Source organism: Pseudoalteromonas sp. Angola-30 (genome assembly GCF_028599215.1).
GTDB classification, from domain to species: Bacteria; Pseudomonadota; Gammaproteobacteria; order Enterobacterales; family Alteromonadaceae; genus Pseudoalteromonas; species Pseudoalteromonas atlantica.
In genome coordinates this window covers 19189-37552 of the sequence record NZ_JAQREI010000003.1, presented here as the reverse complement: position 1 = coordinate 37552, position 18364 = coordinate 19189, and the positions used below count along the sequence as shown (strand labels likewise).

Below are 18364 nucleotides of genomic sequence, written 5' to 3'. Positions count from 1 at the left end.
GCAAGCTATTGCTTAAATAAGCAAAGGTATTGCTACTTATTCAACCTACCAATCTATTCAGTGCTAACCCGCAAAAATAGGATATAGGTTTATTTTTATTAAGAGTGAAATTTTGCCCGTCTCACTCTTGGATACATTATATACTATTAACAGTTCGGTTAAATAATTAATTACATAGTTTGCATAAATTTACCCAACCACTAACCTTTACTTATGCTGAATATTTAAGTTAACGTACCAAAAATATTAAGTTTTTTCCTAAAAAATTAATTGTAAGATAAAAGCACTTTGTTACAAATTAACGTGCAAATAACCTTGCTGTATTGATGTTTAAACAACAGTAAGGGTAAAAAAGTTCCCATAAATAACGTTTTTCCCTAACTGAGGGACTAAAGAGGAAGTATGTTTAGAGTCTTATTTTTGTTGCCTATTTTACTATGCTTTTTATGGTTTTTGTTTTTACGTCACTACGGAGTACCCATTAAACAAGGTAAAAAAGGCTTTTTATACATACTTGCCTTTTCTGCTTTTGTATTAGGCTTTTTTGTATTAATAATGCAGTTTACCCATTACAGCCCAATTGAATTTTAGGCATTAAAAAAGCCGCTAACGCGGCTTTAATAGCTAAGCGTAAATTGCTTAAACGCTAAAACTTGCACCACACCCACAGGTAGTCGTTGCATTAGGATTAGATACAAAAAAGCGTGCGCCTTCTAACCCTTCTGTGTAATCCACTTCGCCATCAACTAAGTACTGAATACTCATTGGGTCAATAACCAGGGTTACACCATTTTTAACTATTTCTAAATCGCCAGGATTTGCTTTTTCATCAAAAGTAAAACCATATTGAAAACCAGAACAACCACCACCTGTTACGTAAACACGCAGTTTTAAATCTGGATTTTCTTCTTCGTCGATTAACTGTTTAACACGAACAGCAGCTGCATCGCTGAACTTTATTGGTAATTCTTCAGACATTTTAAAACCCTCAATATCGCAATGCCGTGATTATCTAATACCCGAGTGTTTTAATCAAGTATAGTCAAACATCTCTTGTGCTATCTTAGGCTTTTAACTATTGCTTTAGCCGATACGATAGCAAAATGTGTTTTCAGTGATTGCTGTAATATTTGTTAATATAAGTGTTTAAAATTGCAAAATCACAAGGACTTACCTGCACACTTTTGTTAAACTGCTCGCTGAAAAAATGTGGCGGAGAATACAGCATGTGGCTTGAGCAACTCAGGCGTCGATTAGCAAAACCAAAAACCTCTGTGCAATTATGCTTATTAGGCGTAAGTGCTGGTTTAATTGCTGCATTTTTTATTATTTTATTTCGCTTAACGATTCTGTTTTTTCAAAGCTTATTTTTAGACACTCCCGATAATTTTACTACTATCCCCACTCTTGAACGGGTTTTAATGCCGTTAATTGCTGCCCTACTGATTGCGACATTTGCTGCATTTACTGGCTTTAAGCACTACCGATTAGGCATTCCTTTTGTTATTCATCGCATTAAACGCCACTACGGGCAAATGCCGCTTTACAACACTGTAAATCAATTTGTTGGTGGTGCACTGGCACTTATTAGTGGTTTTTCGGTTGGCCGCGAAGGGCCATCTGTTCATATGGGCGCCACTGGCGCAAGTATATTAGCCGATAAGCTTCATTTACCGCATAACGCCATGCGTACATTAAGTGGCTGTGGTGTCGCCGCGGGTATTGCGGCCTCGTTTAATACCCCTCTGGCTGCGGTTATTTTTGTAATGGAAGTGGTGCTACGTGAGTACAAAGTGCATATTTTTGTACCAATTATGCTTGCCGCACTAACTGGTGCATTAGCAACCCAATTTGTGTTTGGTGAAGGCTCAGAGCTTGCACTTATTAGCATTACGCCATTGAGTGGTTGGCATTACCCATATTTAATTTTATGTGGCATGGCCTTAGGGGCAATTGCCTATAGCTTTAATCAAAATTTAATGCTGATCATAAAAACATTTAAACCTTTAAGCATGTTTCCTCGTTTACTCATTGCTGGTTGTATCGCGAGTATTATTGCCTATGCAGTGCCCCAAGCGATGGGTTCGGGTATGAGTGCGATTACTATTGCGGTTGAATCGCCTGAAAACGCGCAGCTACTTACCACTATTTTAATAGCTAAACTGCTGGCGACCTTGTTTGCCATTGGCCTAGGAATACCGGGCGGCTTAATAGGCCCCGTTATTGGGCTAGGTGTATTAACAGGTACTTTAATGGCCTTTTTTGCCCAATTTATAAGCCCAGGTGCTGACATTGCAGGCACTTACGGCGTATTAGGAATGGCAGGGTTACTCGCGGCTACATTACATGCGCCGTTAGCAGCATTAACAACTGTGATGGAGCTTACGTCCTCGCCAGAGATTATTGTACCGGCCATGTTAGTGATAACAACCGCCTATGTAACGGCGCTGCAAGTATTTGGCAATCGGTCTATATTTTTGCAACAGCTTGATTTTCAGGGGCTACCCTATCATGTATCGCCCGCAACGGAGGCGCTACAAAAAGTGGGCATAATGGATGATATGGATGAGGACTTTAAACTGCTTTATTCAGACGATAAAGAGCAAATTAAAAACACCTTAGACGCCATGGACAGCCAAACCCCTTTAATAGTTTACGATGAAGAAAACGGCTATCGCCTAGCAGAGTATGACCTTACCCTGATGTCGGGCGAAAACATAAATATAAACTACATTAGTTTACAAGGCATTAGCAGCCAGTCGACCTTAGCTGATGCCTTTGATATTTTAAAAGATAAACGCAGCGGCGCCCTGTATGTATACAACTTGCTAGATGATCAGCAAATAATGGGGCTATTACGCTGGGATCAAATAAATAATATTTTAACTATTCGTAACAGCCTACTTTAGGATTCTTATGAGCGCTTTACTAATTTATAAAACACTGCACATTTTTTTTATGATTGCTTGGTTTGCCGGTATTTTTTATTTACCTCGGTTATTTGTATACCACGCAATGAGCGAAGAAAAAGCCTGTAACTCTATGCTTAAAGTAATGGAACGCCGGCTACTCTTTTTTGTTACCCCGTTTGCTATTTTAACGGCCGTTTTTGGTGTACTCACTATTGTAGAATATGGCCGTGAGTGGTTTAGATACAGCATGTGGCTGCACTACAAACTGGTACTGGTCATTATTTTATATCTATACCACGGCTACTGCTTTAAATTACTGAGCGACTTTAAACACGACAGAAATACCAAAACGGACCGTTTTTATCGTATTTTTAATGAGCTCCCAGTTATTGCGCTGCTAATTATTGTTGCGCTTGCGGTAATAAAACCTAATTTATAAGCTGTGTAGCGCATGTTAAACTGCGCTGCAATTTACAATACTTGCTATAACACGCGCGATTGCGTGCCCCATTCTTATGGATTATCGCGCCCCTTTGATTGATTAGGAATAACCCCATGTTAAGTTTCCAAGGTGAACATATACTGTCGGTAAATCAACTCGACAGAGACTGCATTGAGCGTATTTTTGCAGTAGCGAAAAAAATGGAGCCTTATGCTAAAAAACAAAAGCAAACAACAGTGCTAGAAGGCGCTATTTTAGCTAATTTGTTTTTTGAACCAAGCACGCGTACGCGTGTAAGCTTTGGTACTGCCTTTAATTTATTAGGCGGTGGCGTGCGCGAAACAACCGGCATGCAAAGCTCAGCCCTTGCTAAAGGCGAATCGCTTTACGACACTGCGCGCGTTATTTCAGCGTACGCTGATGCTGTCGCTATGCGCCATCCTGATGCAGGCTCGGTAAGCGAATTTGCAGACGGTTGTACCGTACCGGTAATTAACGGCGGTGATGGCCCAAACGAGCACCCTACTCAAGCACTACTTGACTTGCTTACTATTGAACGTGAACTCAACCGATTTGATCAAAACATTGATGGCATGCATATCGCCTTAGTTGGCGATTTAAAATATGGCCGCACAGTACATTCATTATCTAAATTATTGTGCCATTACAAAAACGTAAAATTTTCGATGGTAGCGCCCGATGGCCTACAAATGCCAACGAGTATTTTAGATGCGGTAGAAAATGCAGGCCATAAAATACAATTAGTAAACAAAATGGAAGGGAACTTAGCAGCCGATATTGTGTACCAAACACGTATTCAAGAAGAGCGCTTCCCTTCACAAGAAGAAGCCAATAAATACCGTGGCGGCTTTAGAATTAGCCAATCAATTTATAACGCGCACTGTAAGCCAAACTCCGTGCTTATGCACCCGCTACCACGCGATAGCCGTTTAGAAGCTAATGAGCTTGATAACGACTTAAACAGTAACGACAATTTAGCTATATTCCGCCAAGTACAAAATGGCGTGTTAATTCGTATGGCACTGTTTGCTTTAACCCTCGGCGTAGAAAACAAAGTCGAGCAATATGAAGTAGACGTACCTTGGTTTAGCCGCAAACGCGACAGCTAAACACTTTTACCAAGCGACAACTAATAGGATTTTTCATGACAATTAGCCAAGATTTATTTAATCGTGCACAAACTTCAATTCCTGGTGGCGTAAATTCACCTGTACGTGCATTTAACGGTGTAGGTGGTACGCCACTATTTATTACCAAAGCCGAGGGTGCCTTTACCTTTGACGCTGATGGCAACCGTTATATTGATTACGTAGGTTCGTGGGGTCCGATGATCATGGGCCATAACCACCCAGCTATAAAGCAAGCTGTTCACGAAGCGGTAGAAAACGGTTTAAGTTATGGGGCGCCCACTGAAGCCGAAATTTTAATGGCCGAAAAAGTAAAAGCGCTTGTACCCTCAATCGAAAAAGTACGTATGGTAAGCTCGGGTACCGAAGCAACAATGAGCGCCATTCGCTTAGCCCGTGGCTATACAGGGCGAGATAAAATCCTTAAGTTTGAAGGTTGTTACCACGGCCATGCCGACTCATTATTAGTAAAAGCAGGCTCTGGCGCATTAACCATGGGTGTGCCAAATTCACCTGGTATCCCTGAGGATTTTGCAAAGCACACACTTACCGTATCGTTTAATAACCTTGATGAAGTAAAAGCTGTATTTGAAAAATACGCAGACGACATTGCCTGTATCATCGTTGAGCCAGTAGCGGGTAACATGAACTGTATTCCTCCTGTAGAAGGTTTTTTAGAAGGCTTGCGTGCAGTATGTGATGAGTACAAATCGGTGCTTATTTTTGACGAAGTAATGACCGGCTTTCGTGTTGCTTTAGGTGGCGCTCAGGCGTATTACAACATAAAACCTGACTTAACATGTTTAGGTAAAGTCATTGGTGGCGGCATGCCTGTTGGTGCCTTTGGCGGCAAAACCGAAATTATGGATTACATTGCGCCAGTAGGGCCGGTTTACCAAGCCGGTACACTTTCTGGTAACCCTATTGCAATGGCTGCGGGTTTAAAATCGCTTGAGCTATTAAGTGAACCAGGTTTGCACGATAAGTTAGAAGCTATTTCTAAAGCTATTTGTGAAGGTTTTGAAGCAGGCGCTAAAAAAGCAGGCATTCCTTTAACCACTAACTACGCTGGCGGTATGTATGGCTTTTTCTTCACTGAAGCAGAAAAAGTAACCACTTATAAACAAGCTACAGAATGTGATTTAGAACGCTTTAAACGCTTTTTCCACTTAATGCTTGAAGAAGGTGTATACCTAGCACCTTCTGCATTTGAAGCAGGCTTTGTGTGTGCTGCGCACACAGAGCAAGAAGTACAAGCGACTATAGAAGCTGCAGAGCGCGCCTTCGCTAAGCTATAAGCATCCAACACATGTGTTAATAATGTGCGTTATTAACTCTGTAGTTAAAAAAAGCCCTTACGGGCTTTTTTTATTTGTGCGTATTTATAATTGAATGGTTTTTAGCCTTTATACGGTCTCACTTTTTAGACTCACTTTTACCCCACAAGAGAAACGTATGACGAGCTTAAGGCACTTAGCAGCACCTGCTATATCATTAATGGGCAACTTAAAATATAAAACGAAAATTGGTTTAGTTTTTGGTATTTTATTATTACCCCTTGCGCTTAGTTTGTTTTTTTTAGTCTCTTTATTAAGCGAGAGTATCAGCGTCTCTCAAATGCAAAAACAAGGTTTACTGAGCTACAGAGACATTCTTGCAAATCAAATGCAGGGTGAAACCTATAAAAATGTAAAAGTAGCTAAAGCACGTGGTTTTAATGTAAAAGATGAGCAAATGAATGACGTACTTGAGCTGGTTTCAATACAGTCTAATTTGGCCTTAGATAACCAACTTGCGAGTGCTTATGTTAATCGCGCATTAGTTACACCTATACCTGCGCTTATCATGCAGATAAATGCGACAGCGCAAAGCGCTAATACTGTTCTTACTAACCAGCGTTTTACACCAGAGACTTTTATTGTGCTTTCAAACTTAAGTAAGTCGCTCCCTTTGTACCAGCAGCAACTCGATAAAATACTTACAATTGCCACCACGGCCGATGCATCTGTAAATAAAGCACTCACGCCCTCTCTCACTAATTTACATAACGCCATAGCCGCTTTTAAAACAGCCATTGATAAAAAGCTGCTTGAACCAGATGATATACAGCTTACACAAAACGAATTTGCAGGGCTTACCAGCCAAGTGCTAAGTCGTATTAGCCAACTAATTGATAAAAGCATCCCTACCCTTGAAACCCTTATTGAAAATAAACTTCAAACACAGCAGTGGATCAGAAACACAGTATTAGCAGCATCTGTAATAAGTTTACTCTTTGCGTTTTACTTGATGATAGGTTTTTACTTTGCTGTGGTCGATACCATTAATCGCTTTGCCGAAGCTGCGCAAAGAGCAGCAAATGGCGACTTAAATGCGGTTATCAACTCAAGTACTAATGATGAAATGGATATTATTGCAGCGCGATATAACGCACTTCTTAATGCCTTTTCAAAACTTTTAGATAATGTAAAAGCAAGTACTGTGGAGCTATGCGGCGCCACTAAATCGCTTTCACAGGCAAGCAGCCAAACGAGTAACGATGTTGAAAAACAGCAAATACGGGTAAACGCTATTCATGATGCACTAAGTAATATGGAGCAAAGTGCATTGAGTGTAGAAGAGTCTGCTAATCAAGCGATGTTAACAGCGCAAGATGCCGCGCAGCATGTAAAGCAAGGCTCTAACAACACCATGGAACTTGCCAAATACATGCAAGACCTTCAGGTTGAATTTGCCGAAAGCCAACAAGCCTTAGATAGACTAGCTCAAGATAGCCAAGAAATTAGTAAAGTAAGTAAAGGCATTAGCGAAATAGCCGATCAAACTAATTTATTAGCCCTAAACGCTGCAATAGAAGCCGCACGAGCCGGTGAACATGGCCGTGGTTTTGCAGTGGTAGCTGATGAAGTAAGAACCCTTGCCCAGCGTACACAAACTCAAACACAAGAAATTCACCAAATTATTAGCTCACTTCAGCAGGCCTCTGACGATACACAACAAAAAATGCGCTCAAGTGTCCAGAAGATGGAACAATCGGTAAACGCCGCCACCGAAACAAACGATATTTTACAAAGTGCAGAGCAAAGCATGGGCGATATAAAACACCAAGGCGAGGAAATAGCACTTCGGGTTAAAGAGCAATCTAACGCAACCACCCAAGCATTAAGTGATGCACAAGAAGTCAGTAACTTAGCAGATCAAACTCTTCTCTCTGCACAATCTACACTGCAAGACGCACAGCAACTTAGTCAGCTCTCTGATGACTTAACTAAATCAATGCAGTTTTTTAAATCTTGATAGGAAGCTAAATATAATAAAACCGCTGAGTTAGCGGTTTTATTATTAAGGTTTTATTTTATTAGCGTATACACTGCGGCCTAGGTTCAAACTCACTGGCTCTTAGTGGTAACTGAATGACTTTTCCGCATCCGGGCGGTGCTTGTAAACCCGTTCTTTCATTGACGAAAGCCCATCTTATTGATGGCGGGCGTGTATCAGCTATTGCTTCAGGGTTGAGCGGTTTTAAGTAACGAATATAAGCTTCTAACGCGCCCACACTCCCTGTTAAACCGGTGCTTCTATTATCGTCTCTACCAAGCCATGCAACGGTCACTGTGTTTTGATCAAACCCTGCAAACCAGCTATCACGTAAATCATTACTAGTGCCTGTTTTACCGGCAAGCTGAATTGATGGAAAGTGTAAATTTAAACGCTTAGCGGTGCCGTCTTTTGTCACTCGCTTCATGGCATATTTAGTCATATATACAGCGTCTTTTGCAAAGCGCGGCTCAGACTTAACTTTATGCTTATACAATACGTTACCTACCGAGTCTGTTAGCGCAGATACAGAGGTAAGCTCTCTATACTCGCCATCTGCTGCGATAGTGGTATAAAGCTGAGCAACCTCAAAGCTCGACATTTCTACAGCACCAAGTAGCAGCGAGGGGTATTCATCTATATTACCTTTTGCTCCTAACCCTTTGAGCGTATTTGCTACTTTATCAACACCTACATCTAGGCCTAAATTTACCGCAGGAATATTAATACTGTTACTAAAGGCTTTATAAAGTGGTAATGCACCTCGGTATTGGTGATCAAAGTTCTCAGGTTGCCACACTTTACCTTGCTCATTTGTTACCTGCACAGGGGAGTCATCAAGTAATGTGGCTAAGTTATAGTGTGGTAACTGCAGGGCTGTTAAGTACACCGCGGGTTTAACTAAAGAGCCAATATTTCGTTTAGTATCGAGCACTCGGTTAAAACCTGAGTAGCGAACATCGCGTCCCGACACTAATGCCGACACACCGCCTTTTTCTACATTTACTGAGATCATGGCTGCTTCGAGTTTATCGGTGTTAGGGCGTTTTTCTAAATACGGTAAACTTTTTTGAATGGACTCTTCCATCGCCGTTTGTTTTTGCAAATCAAAGTAAGTAAATACACGAACCCCAGCATCTAGTGTTTTTTGATCAGGTAATAACTGCTTAAGCTCACGGTTTACAAGTTCTAAAAAGCCAGGGTATGACTTTTGTAAACTTGCTTTCATAGGCGCTATATCAATTGGGCGTTTAAGTGATGCACGGTATTCTTTTGTAGTTAGTAGCTTGTTTTCAACCATTAAGCGCAGTACTAGGTCGCGACGCTCCATAGTGCGTTCTTTATAGCGACGAGGATTGTAATACGAAGGCCCTTTGACCATCGCCACCAGCAGCGCTATTTGGTCATATTCCAGCTCATCAACAGGCTTTGAAAAATAAAACTCAGAGGCCAAGCCCATGCCATGCACGCCTTGGTTATAAGACTGACCTAGGTAAACTTCATTTAAATAAGCTTCTAAAATCTGATCTTTTGAATAACGGTAATCTAGAATAAGCGCAATAAATGCCTCATTTATTTTACGCACTAAAGAACGCTCACGCGTTAGGTATATATTTTTTGCAAGCTGCTGCGTTAAGGTGCTGCCACCTTGCACGGTACGCCCTGCTTTAATGTTTGAATAAAGCGCGCGCAAAATAGAAAATACCGACACACCATGGTGCTGATAAAAATCCCGATCTTCTACCACTAATAACGTGTCTTTCAACATAGGCGGAAACTTATCAAGCGGTACAAACTCTCTATCTTGCTTTGAATCATTTCCAATACGGGCTATTTGCACAGGCTCTAGGCGAGCACTGTTTAGGCGCCTGCCAAATTTATCTTTAATGGTTGCTACCTTCTGCCCCGCAAAACGCAGCTCAATAATGTGCGATTCTTCAAGGCCATCATAAAACTCAAAGTCGCGTCGGTAAATTTTTATGCTATCGGCTGTTTTTACAAACTGCCCCGTGCGGCTTAGCCTATTAACTGATGAATAATTGAGGCGCTCAAGCTCCCACACAACCTCTTGACTAGATAAAAACTGCCCTGGGTAAAACTCCATTGAGCGTGCGTATACTTGGGCAGGTAACTGCCATTTATTACCTTCAAATATACGTGTTGTTTTTGAATCTAAATAAATAAGATACATGGCCATAGCAATAAAAACAGCTAAGCTCAATTTCCAAAAAACAGACCATGTTTTTCGCATAAATGTGCGTTTAACAACAGTGTTTGACGTTTTTTTAGTCGTTTTTGATTTAGCTTTACGTGGCGAGCTAGTTGCTTTAGGTGCACGCTTAGGAGTGGTTTTACTACTGGGTGTTTTTTTGTTGTCAGCCATTTAAGTGTAATTTATTCCAAGGTTTATTCACGAGTGTGAGCTTAGCATATTGGGTATAGCCTAACACCTGAAAAGTTAACCTTCCCTGAAACGAAAAAAGCCCTACCAAGGTAGGGCTTTGTGAACACAATGATTAATCTATTTAATATTAGTTACTGCGAACAGATACAAACTCAGGGTAAGCATCAACACCACAATCGTGTTGGTCCATACCGCTTAGCTCTTCTTCTTCGGTTACGCGAATACCCATAGTTTGCTTTAAAATAGCCCACACAATAAATGAAGCTACAAAAACAAAGGCTAAAATAGTCACTAAACCAATAAGCTGTGTTACAAAGTTTGCATCGCCGTTAGATACAGGGACTAACATAATACCTAACGCGCCACATACACCGTGAACAGAGATAGCACCTACTGGGTCATCAATCTTCGCTTTATCTAGAGCTACAATGCTAAATACAACCAGTGAGCCACCTAAAATACCTAGTAAACAGGCCATTAATGGAGATGGTGAAAGTGGGTCTGCTGTAATAACAACTAAACCTGCTAATGCGCCGTTTAGTACCATAGTTAAATCAGCTTTACCCCACAACACTTTACATACAAACAGTGCAGCAATTGCACCCATTGCCGCTGCGGCATTGGTGTTAAGTAAAATTTGACCTACAGCTGTTGCATTTTCTTTATCTGAAAGAAGTAATTGCGAACCACCGTTAAAACCAAACCAACCCATCCATAAAATAAACGTACCTAATGTAGCAAGTGGTAGGTTAGAACCTGGAATTGGGTAAATTTCACCGTTTTTACCGTATTTACCTTTACGAGCGCCAAGTAAAATTACACCCGCTAAAGCAGCTGCAGCACCGGCACCATGAACAATTGCAGAGCCTGCAAAGTCAACAAAGCCCATTTCTGATAAGAAACCGCCGCCCCATGTCCAGTAACCTTCCATTGGGTAAATAAAGCCAGTTAAAACAACTGCAAATGCTAAGAAAGCAAATAACTTCATACGTTCAGCCACGGCACCCGATACAATCGACATAGCCGTTGCAACAAATACTACTTGGAAGAAAAAGTCAGATTCTAAAGAGTGGTCAGCATCGGCCGCTTGCGTGCCAATTAATGCGCCAATTGAAGGGATGATGCCGCCTTCAGCGTTGTCTACATACATAATGTTGTAGCCAACCAATAAAAACATGGTACATGCGATAGAATACAGCGCCACGTTTTTAGTTAAAATTTCAGTGGTATTTTTAGAGCGAACTAAACCCGCTTCTAACATGGCAAAACCTGCTGCCATCCACATTACTAGTATACCCGACACCAGAAAATAAAAGGTGTCGAGTGAAAATTTGAGTTCTACAATTGTGTTTTCCATTAATCAGCCCCCTTAAATTGCTTCTTCATCAAGTTCGCCCGTACGAATACGCACAATTTGATCTAAGTCGTACACGAAAATTTTACCGTCACCAATTTTGCCTGTTGATGCAATTTTGGTAATTGCTTCAACTACGCGTTGGCAATTTTCAGTACGAGTAGCAATTTCAAGTTTGATCTTAGGAATAAAATCTACCTGATACTCTGCTCCACGATACAGCTCTGTATGGCCTCGTTGACGTCCAAAACCTTTAACATCAACTACGGTCATCCCTTCAATACCTAAATCAGCGAGCGCTTCACGCACATCGTCTAATTTAAATGGTTTTATGATTGCACTAATCATTTTCATAGTGGCCCCCTCGGACGCTTTATTGTTATCCTGTTGGCTTACATAATCCAACCTTTGTGCCACTATTAAAAAACACTTAATATCAATAAGATAAGCATAAATAGTAAATTTAAAACAAAAAAAACGCACCATCAAGGTGCGCTTTTTTAACAACTTAGCTACATTGGTGCATCATCAAAAGTGATGCCCTACTAGCTTGTAATTAGTGTTACTTTTTTATATTTACACAACACAGTTTCGGCCATTGTTTTTGGCTTCGTAAAGGGCTGCATCAGCGATGCGCATGGCCTGAGTTAAATCAGTGTTTTGAAAATCAGCCACACCAATACTAATGGTGATAGAAAACGGTTTTTCATCGATTAAAAATTCATGTTTAGCGAGTTTTTTTCTAAAGCCTTCTAAGTACTCTCGCCCACGCGCCGTGTCTATATCATCTAATATAATGGCAAACTCTTCGCCGCCCACCCGCGCAACGGTAAACTTAGAAAACGTAGTTTTAATTAACGTGGCTACCTGCTTTAGTGCCTGATCGCCCGCTTCGTGGCCTAAGGTGTCATTAATATTTTTAAAAAAATCTATATCGAGTAATGCAAGCGTATTTTGCTGTTGTTTTTTTAATAGTTGCTCTGCATATTGGTAAAAATAACGGCGGTTATACATACCCGTTAAATAGTCTCTGTAAGCACTTTCTTTAATATCCGCAATCAGTGACAACTGCTCCATTGTTTGCATAACACGACAATGAAACTCTTCATTCATAAATGGCTTTGTTAAAAAGTCGTTGGCACCGTATTTAATAAACCGAGCCGATAACCCATGTTTACCTGCACCCGAAAGCCCGATAATGGCCAAATCATCTCGCCCTCTAAAATTACGCACCGCTTTAACCAGTTCAAAGCCATCCATTAATGGCATCGCATAATCGGTCATGAGCAATTTTATATTAGGGTTACTTTTTATTATTTCGAGTGCTTGCTGACCATCTTGCGCATCGGTTACATCAAATAATTGCTTTTCTAGCATTTGCTTCATTAAGGAGCGGCTTAACACCGAATCATCAGCAACCAAGGCCTTACAGCCTTGATTTCTCAGAAGCTGAGCCACTAACTTGATAGCGTAATGGTATGAATCGCGATTGTCTTTAATTACGTAATCAATAACACCAAGCTCTAGCATTTGTTGGCGCTTATATTCATCAATTTTTGAGGTAAGTACCACAGTAGGAATAGCGTGTGAAAGTGTAAATTTAGCGACCTCGCCATTAGGTGCATCAGGCAAAGTTAAATCAACTAAAGCCAGCGAGTATTTATGTTTCTCAATATAGTCTTGGCATTCATTTAATGACCATGCGAAATCGACAGCGACATCTAAATATTGAGCCGTTAAGTGGCGTAGCACCTGCTGCACTACTTTACTGTCTTCAACCACTAATACTCTTTGCATAAACTTCTCTTTAATCTTGTTATTTTACGTACTTAAACTTGCACTGAAGCGACAAGCTATGAAAAACATCCAGTAAAGTTCTGTTTATGTAGCCAGTAAGTAGGCTAGGTCCATTAATGTAAGCGCAAGGCTTGTATTTAATTCAAATACAAAGCCGACCAAATATACTTGATTTTTTAGCTAAGCTAAACACGCTAGGATAAATTAACCCTAAATAAACAAACACGCTGTGTATAAGTTTAGACTTAACCAGTATTATCGACCATTAATCTCAATACTTTTGTTATTTGTGTGTTTTTTATTTTAAATAGCATCTAAACAAAAATAAGGAACGACAATGAAGCTTGTCCAATTAACTCGTTACACCTTAGCGCTTGCCATCGTATTGCTTAGCAGTACTGCAACAGCAGAAAACCAACGAAAAATAGACATTGATAGCCACGTAGTCACTAAGCATAAAGCAAAAATTAATGGTGAACGCTTTAGCTACACCGTTAAAACAGGCACTCAGCCGGTGTGGAGTGATAATGGCGATACCATTGCCACATTACAATATACCTATTACACACGAGATAAAGTCGATGACACCGCAGCTCGCCCATTACTGATATCGTTTAATGGCGGTCCTGGCTCTGCATCTGTATGGATGCACTTAGCCTATACTGGCCCACGCGTATTAAAAATTGATGACGAAGGCTACCCCATTCAGCCTTATGGCGTAAAAGATAACCCCTACTCAGTATTAGATGTAGCAGATATTGTTTATGTAAATCCGGTAAATACAGGTTATTCACGCGTAGTAGAAAACGCCAAAGGTGAAATGCTTTCGAAAGAGCAACAAAAAGAGCACTTTTTTGGTGTCAATGCCGACATAAAATACTTAGCTGAATGGCTAAATACCTTTGTTAACCGAAACGAGCGCTGGCGCTCACCTAAGTTTTTAATTGGAGAAAGCTACGGCACTACTCGTGTATCAGGCCTTGCCCATGAACTACAAAACAGTCAATGGATGTACATTAATGGTGTGGTATTAGTATCGCCGACCGATATTGGTATAAAGCGCGACGGTCCTATAAAAGCGGCTAATCGCTTACCTTATTTTGCTGCAACTGCGTGGTATCACAAAGCACTGAATAAAAACTGGCAAGAAAAAGATCTCAATGAACTTTTACCCGAAGTAGAACAGTTCACTATTAATGAGCTTATTCCTGCCCTCGCTAAAGGTGGCTTTATCGATGCCGATAAAAAACGCCAAATAATAAAGAAAATGGCCGAATATGCAGGCCTTTCAGAGCAGTTTGTAGCGCAAAACAACTTAGATATTCCCACTCGGTTTTTTTGGAAAGAACTTTTACGTGAGCGTGGACAAACTGTCGGACGTCTAGATTCGCGCTATTTAGGTATTGATAAACGCGATGCTGGCGAATCACCTGATTACTGGGCTGAGCTTACCTCTTGGCTGCACTCATTTACGCCTGCAATTAACTATTACCTGCGTGAAGAGCTCAACTATAAAACGGATGTAAAATACAACTTATTTGGCAATGTTCACCCATGGGATCGCAGTAAAAATAATACCGGCGAAAACTTACGTTTAGCGATGGCGCAAAACCCGTATTTAAACGTCATGATTCAAGCGGGTTACTACGATGGCGCAACAAATTACTTTGATGCTAAATACACGTTATGGCAGCTTGACCCAAGTGGAAAAATGAAAGACAGGTTAAGCTTTAAAGGGTACCGCAGCGGCCATATGATGTACCTACGACATGAAGATCTTAAGCTTTCTAATAACGACTTACGCGACTTCATTTTAAGCTCCCTACCCGCTAAAGGGCAGGCCGCTAAATATTAATTAAAAGGGCCATTACATGAGGCATTACGAAGATGCCTCATGTTTATTACAGTACACTTTTAACTGTGTAACCACTTCATTAAACCCTGTTTGTAGTGCAAATAATAACGCTTCATCGACCTTATTTTGCGCGGCTAAGCTTTCTATCTGCTGGCAGGTATCACTTAACTTTAACGCTGCAACCGATTTAGCAGATGACTTTAAACCATGCGCCTGAAAAGATAAATCGGCATAATTTAAACTATGTGTATATGCTTCAATTAATTTAACTTGCTCATAAGCGGTCTGTAAAAACGCCTGAAAGACTAAACAATGTACATGCGTATCTTTTCCTAACATCGAAAACAATAAAGGCATATCTAATTGACTGTACATAGAGCTTGCTTGCGCTGTGATTTGCAGCGGCTGTGTATGCGAAGGAACAATGCCTTGCGAGTGTTTCATCAACAGTGCTTTTAGGCTTTCAAGCTCTATCGGTTTAGTTAAAAAACCGTTCATCCCAGCGCTGTAACAATCTTGTATATTTTTTTCCATTATGTTGGCCGTAACAGCAATAATTATTAGCTCATTGAACTGTGTGTTTTTTCGGATTTTTTTAGCCAACTCAAGGCCATTTAACAACGGCATTTGAATATCGGTAAGTAGCATATCAAAACAATTATCTTGGAGCATTTGCCAGGCCTGTTCACCATTATTTGCAAACGTTGAGTTAACACCAAGCATGGTCAGTTGCTGCTTTAAAACCTGCTGATTAGTCAGTTGATCTTCTGCCACCAGCACATTTAATACTGGGAGTTTACCTGTGGCGGAGTCTGCGGGCTCACTGCTGGGGTGATTTATCGGTTCATCAGCTTGTATAGTGGTTAAAGCGCTTTCTTTAAAACTATTAAAGCGAATGGTAAAGCACGCGCCTTTATTTATTTGGCTATTTACTTGTAGCTGCCCTTGCATACGCTCTACAAGCTCTTTAGTAATAACTAAACCTATGCCCGTACCATGTGTTTTACTGGTCTCTGCCCCTAGTCTATCAAAGGGTTTAAAAAGCCTTAAAATATCATCTTCTGAAAAACCGCACCCTGTATCTTCAATATCAATATTACAGCGGCTTGAATCAGCAATCTCGCAACGTATATCTATTTTACCTCGCACTTTGTTATATTTTATTGCGTTGGAAAGTAAATTAAGCAGTACCTGTTTAAAACGGCGCTTATCTACATATAAGTAAATACCTTCTAGGGAGTCAATATTGTGAGTATCTATAGTAACAAGCTCAACTCTGGCAAGTTCGCTCACCATTTCAATACTATGCTGTAGCATGTCTTTCACGGAGGCATATTCAAAATTAAACTGCATATTCCCCGACTCAATAGAAGTTAAATCTAGCACGTCGTTTATTAGTAAAAGTAAATGCTCCCCAGCTTGGTAAATACTTTGCGCATTGTCTTTGTGTACCTCGGTTGCTTTACTGTCATATTGATAAAGCTGCGCTAACCCTAAAATCGCATTTAACGGCGTTCTAAGCTCATGGCTCATACTCGCCATAAAGTCAGACTTAGCCTTACTGGCCGACTCGGCTTGAATTCTCAGCGCGTTTACTTTTTGATGATTAGTAGCAACCTCACCGGCCATTTTATTAAATGCATTTATGACGCTGCCAATCTCATTTTTTTGCTGAACGCTAACGTGGCAATCAAAGTTCCCTTTAGCCAGTTTAGAAAAGGCGACTTCGAGCGCCCGTAAAGGGCTGGTAATTCTATAATCGACCAACCAAGCTAAGCCAATAAAAAACACCACAAGTATAAAAAACTGAATATAAATTAACGTGTAATGTAGCTTGGCCGCTTCGTTTATTTTGTCTTCAAAATTAACGACTAACGTTATTTCAGCCAAAGGTTTATCTAAAAAAGTAATGTGCTCATTTAACGTAACATTGCCCTGCTGCGCTAACAGCTGCCACTCATCTAAAGGATATAACTGATTACCTGTAGAAGGCTCTACTACTCTAATTGCTTTCCAATTAGGGTTTGTATTAAGTTGCGCGTCTATTTGCTCATAAAGCTGTGCGTATTGGCGAGTTAATAAAGGGGTTTTTATTGATGTAGATAGTTGCTGTAAAGAGCGCTGCGCTGCGCTAGAAAGGCCATCGTTTACCCACCTAGCTTGCTCTGGCAAAGCGTAAAAAATAAATAAGCATATTAATAAAAAGCCAAATGCCATTACCGCAATAAAGCTTTGAACCCTTAGGCTGCGCCACCAGTTAATTTTCAACATAAAACGAGCGTAAACCCCATTGCGTTAATTGGTTGTAATCGTCAATGCTTGCTTTACTTGGGTTAATTATAGGAATACCCGCTAATAAGTGTTTTTGTTTAGGGTCGCTCCCTATTTCTATAATTGCTTGTTGAACTTGCGCTTGTACCTGATTATTTACTCTAGGGTGAACCACAATGGGGTGGCGGCTAACCTTCCGCGTTTTGTAAATAACCTTCAGCTTTTGCTGCAAATTTTGAGGCTGTTGCTTTAATGTGCCCATTACCCCGCCGCCGGCAGGCGTTGCGTTAAGTGCCACATTTAAATAAACAGATGAGTGCGTTTGTACATACACAGGCTTTATTGTTAAGCCATACAATAGGGCAAGCTCCGCCCGCATTAATAAAGAAGCGCCTAATGCATTAGGCGCAGGAAAAGCAATTTCGGCGCCTTCAAGCTGCTCAACGGATTCAATATTACTGTTTTTATTGACCACTAATACGCCTTGCAAATGGCGCGCAGCATCTTTCACTATAGGTAAATAGCCTTGCTTGTCGAAAGCAATCACACTATGCCATGGGTTCATATAAGCAAAATCGTAATCGCCATCTGCAAACCCTTGCTCAAAAACCGGGATTGATTCCACGGTAACAAGCTTTAGTTGCACGCCTGTTTTTTCGGTTACTTTATTAAGAAAGGGCTGCCATATTGCAGTGAGTTTTTGAGGCTCATATTGCGGAACTACACCAAAAGTAAAGGTTTGAGCATAGACACCCATACTATTGAATAAAAAAAGCAAAACAACACTACACTTCATATTAGTCTTACCGTTGTAGGTTTATGACTATAAGCATAGTTAACGAGTGACTAACGCACCATTTTTA

14 protein-coding genes are annotated in these 18364 nt (G+C 40.6%); 7 read left to right on the top strand and 7 right to left on the bottom strand.

Annotation, left to right across the window (positions count from 1 at the left end; translation table 11 throughout):
• Positions 1-402 precede the first annotated feature (402 nt).
• Positions 403-591, top strand: coding sequence for a hypothetical protein (locus PSH54_RS05475; protein ID WP_004587152.1), 189 nt, complete (start codon positions 403-405; stop codon positions 589-591).
• A 48-nt stretch (positions 592-639) separates the two neighbouring features.
• On the opposite strand, the gene erpA is transcribed toward PSH54_RS05475, so the two are convergent.
• Positions 640-978 (bottom strand): iron-sulfur cluster insertion protein ErpA, encoded by a 339-nt coding sequence (erpA, locus tag PSH54_RS05470; RefSeq protein ID WP_002958911.1) that lies wholly within the window; start codon positions 976-978, stop codon positions 640-642.
• 248 nt (positions 979-1226) lie between these two features.
• Here erpA and PSH54_RS05465 point away from each other — a divergent pair, with 248 nt between their 5' ends.
• From PSH54_RS05465 to PSH54_RS05445, 5 genes are all read left to right on the top strand, one after another.
• The gene (locus tag PSH54_RS05465) at positions 1227-2909 is read left to right on the top strand and encodes a chloride channel protein (protein WP_055252948.1); all 1683 of its coding nucleotides are present in this window, start codon (positions 1227-1229) and stop codon (positions 2907-2909) included.
• A gap of 7 nt (positions 2910-2916) precedes the next feature.
• A complete protein-coding gene (locus PSH54_RS05460; protein ID WP_024034304.1) occupies positions 2917-3351 on the top strand; it encodes a CopD family protein in 435 nt (144 codons plus the stop codon).
• 116 nt (positions 3352-3467) lie between these two features.
• Positions 3468-4484, top strand: a complete 1017-nt coding sequence (locus PSH54_RS05455; protein ID WP_004587156.1) for an aspartate carbamoyltransferase — start codon at positions 3468-3470, stop codon at positions 4482-4484.
• Positions 4485-4519: 35 nt separating this feature from the next.
• Complete coding sequence (hemL, locus tag PSH54_RS05450; RefSeq protein WP_004587157.1) at positions 4520-5800, top strand: glutamate-1-semialdehyde 2,1-aminomutase; 1281 nt, start codon at positions 4520-4522, stop codon at positions 5798-5800.
• 157 nt (positions 5801-5957) lie between these two features.
• Complete coding sequence (locus tag PSH54_RS05445; RefSeq protein WP_273605658.1) at positions 5958-7799, top strand: methyl-accepting chemotaxis protein; 1842 nt, start codon at positions 5958-5960, stop codon at positions 7797-7799.
• 61 nt (positions 7800-7860) lie between these two features.
• Here PSH54_RS05445 and mrcB read toward each other — a convergent pair whose 3' ends face one another.
• From mrcB to PSH54_RS05425, 4 genes are all read right to left on the bottom strand, one after another.
• Complete coding sequence (gene mrcB / locus PSH54_RS05440) at positions 7861-10203, bottom strand: penicillin-binding protein 1B (RefSeq protein ID WP_004587160.1); 2343 nt, start codon at positions 10201-10203, stop codon at positions 7861-7863.
• 148 nt (positions 10204-10351) lie between these two features.
• Positions 10352-11581 (bottom strand): ammonium transporter, encoded by a 1230-nt coding sequence (locus PSH54_RS05435; protein ID WP_004587161.1) that lies wholly within the window; start codon positions 11579-11581, stop codon positions 10352-10354.
• A gap of 12 nt (positions 11582-11593) precedes the next feature.
• Positions 11594-11932: a P-II family nitrogen regulator gene (locus PSH54_RS05430; protein WP_004587162.1), complete on the bottom strand. Its 339-nt coding sequence runs from the start codon at positions 11930-11932 to the stop codon at positions 11594-11596.
• Between the two features lie 222 nt (positions 11933-12154).
• Positions 12155-13375, bottom strand: a complete 1221-nt coding sequence (locus tag PSH54_RS05425) for a GGDEF domain-containing response regulator (protein ID WP_029773860.1) — start codon at positions 13373-13375, stop codon at positions 12155-12157.
• A gap of 337 nt (positions 13376-13712) precedes the next feature.
• On the opposite strand from PSH54_RS05425, the gene PSH54_RS05420 reads away from it, so the two are divergent.
• Positions 13713-15230, top strand: coding sequence for a S10 family peptidase (locus tag PSH54_RS05420; protein ID WP_273605657.1), 1518 nt, complete (start codon positions 13713-13715; stop codon positions 15228-15230).
• A gap of 24 nt (positions 15231-15254) precedes the next feature.
• Here the strand turns inward: PSH54_RS05420 and PSH54_RS05415 are convergent, their stop codons facing one another.
• Both PSH54_RS05415 and PSH54_RS05410 read right to left on the bottom strand, forming a co-directional pair.
• Complete coding sequence (locus tag PSH54_RS05415; protein WP_273605656.1) at positions 15255-17501, bottom strand: ATP-binding protein; 2247 nt, start codon at positions 17499-17501, stop codon at positions 15255-15257.
• Positions 17488-18297 (bottom strand): phosphate/phosphite/phosphonate ABC transporter substrate-binding protein, encoded by an 810-nt coding sequence (locus tag PSH54_RS05410; RefSeq protein WP_273605655.1) that lies wholly within the window; start codon positions 18295-18297, stop codon positions 17488-17490. The genes PSH54_RS05415 and PSH54_RS05410 overlap by 14 nt, the downstream gene beginning before the upstream one ends.
• Positions 18298-18364: the final 67 nt, after the last annotated feature.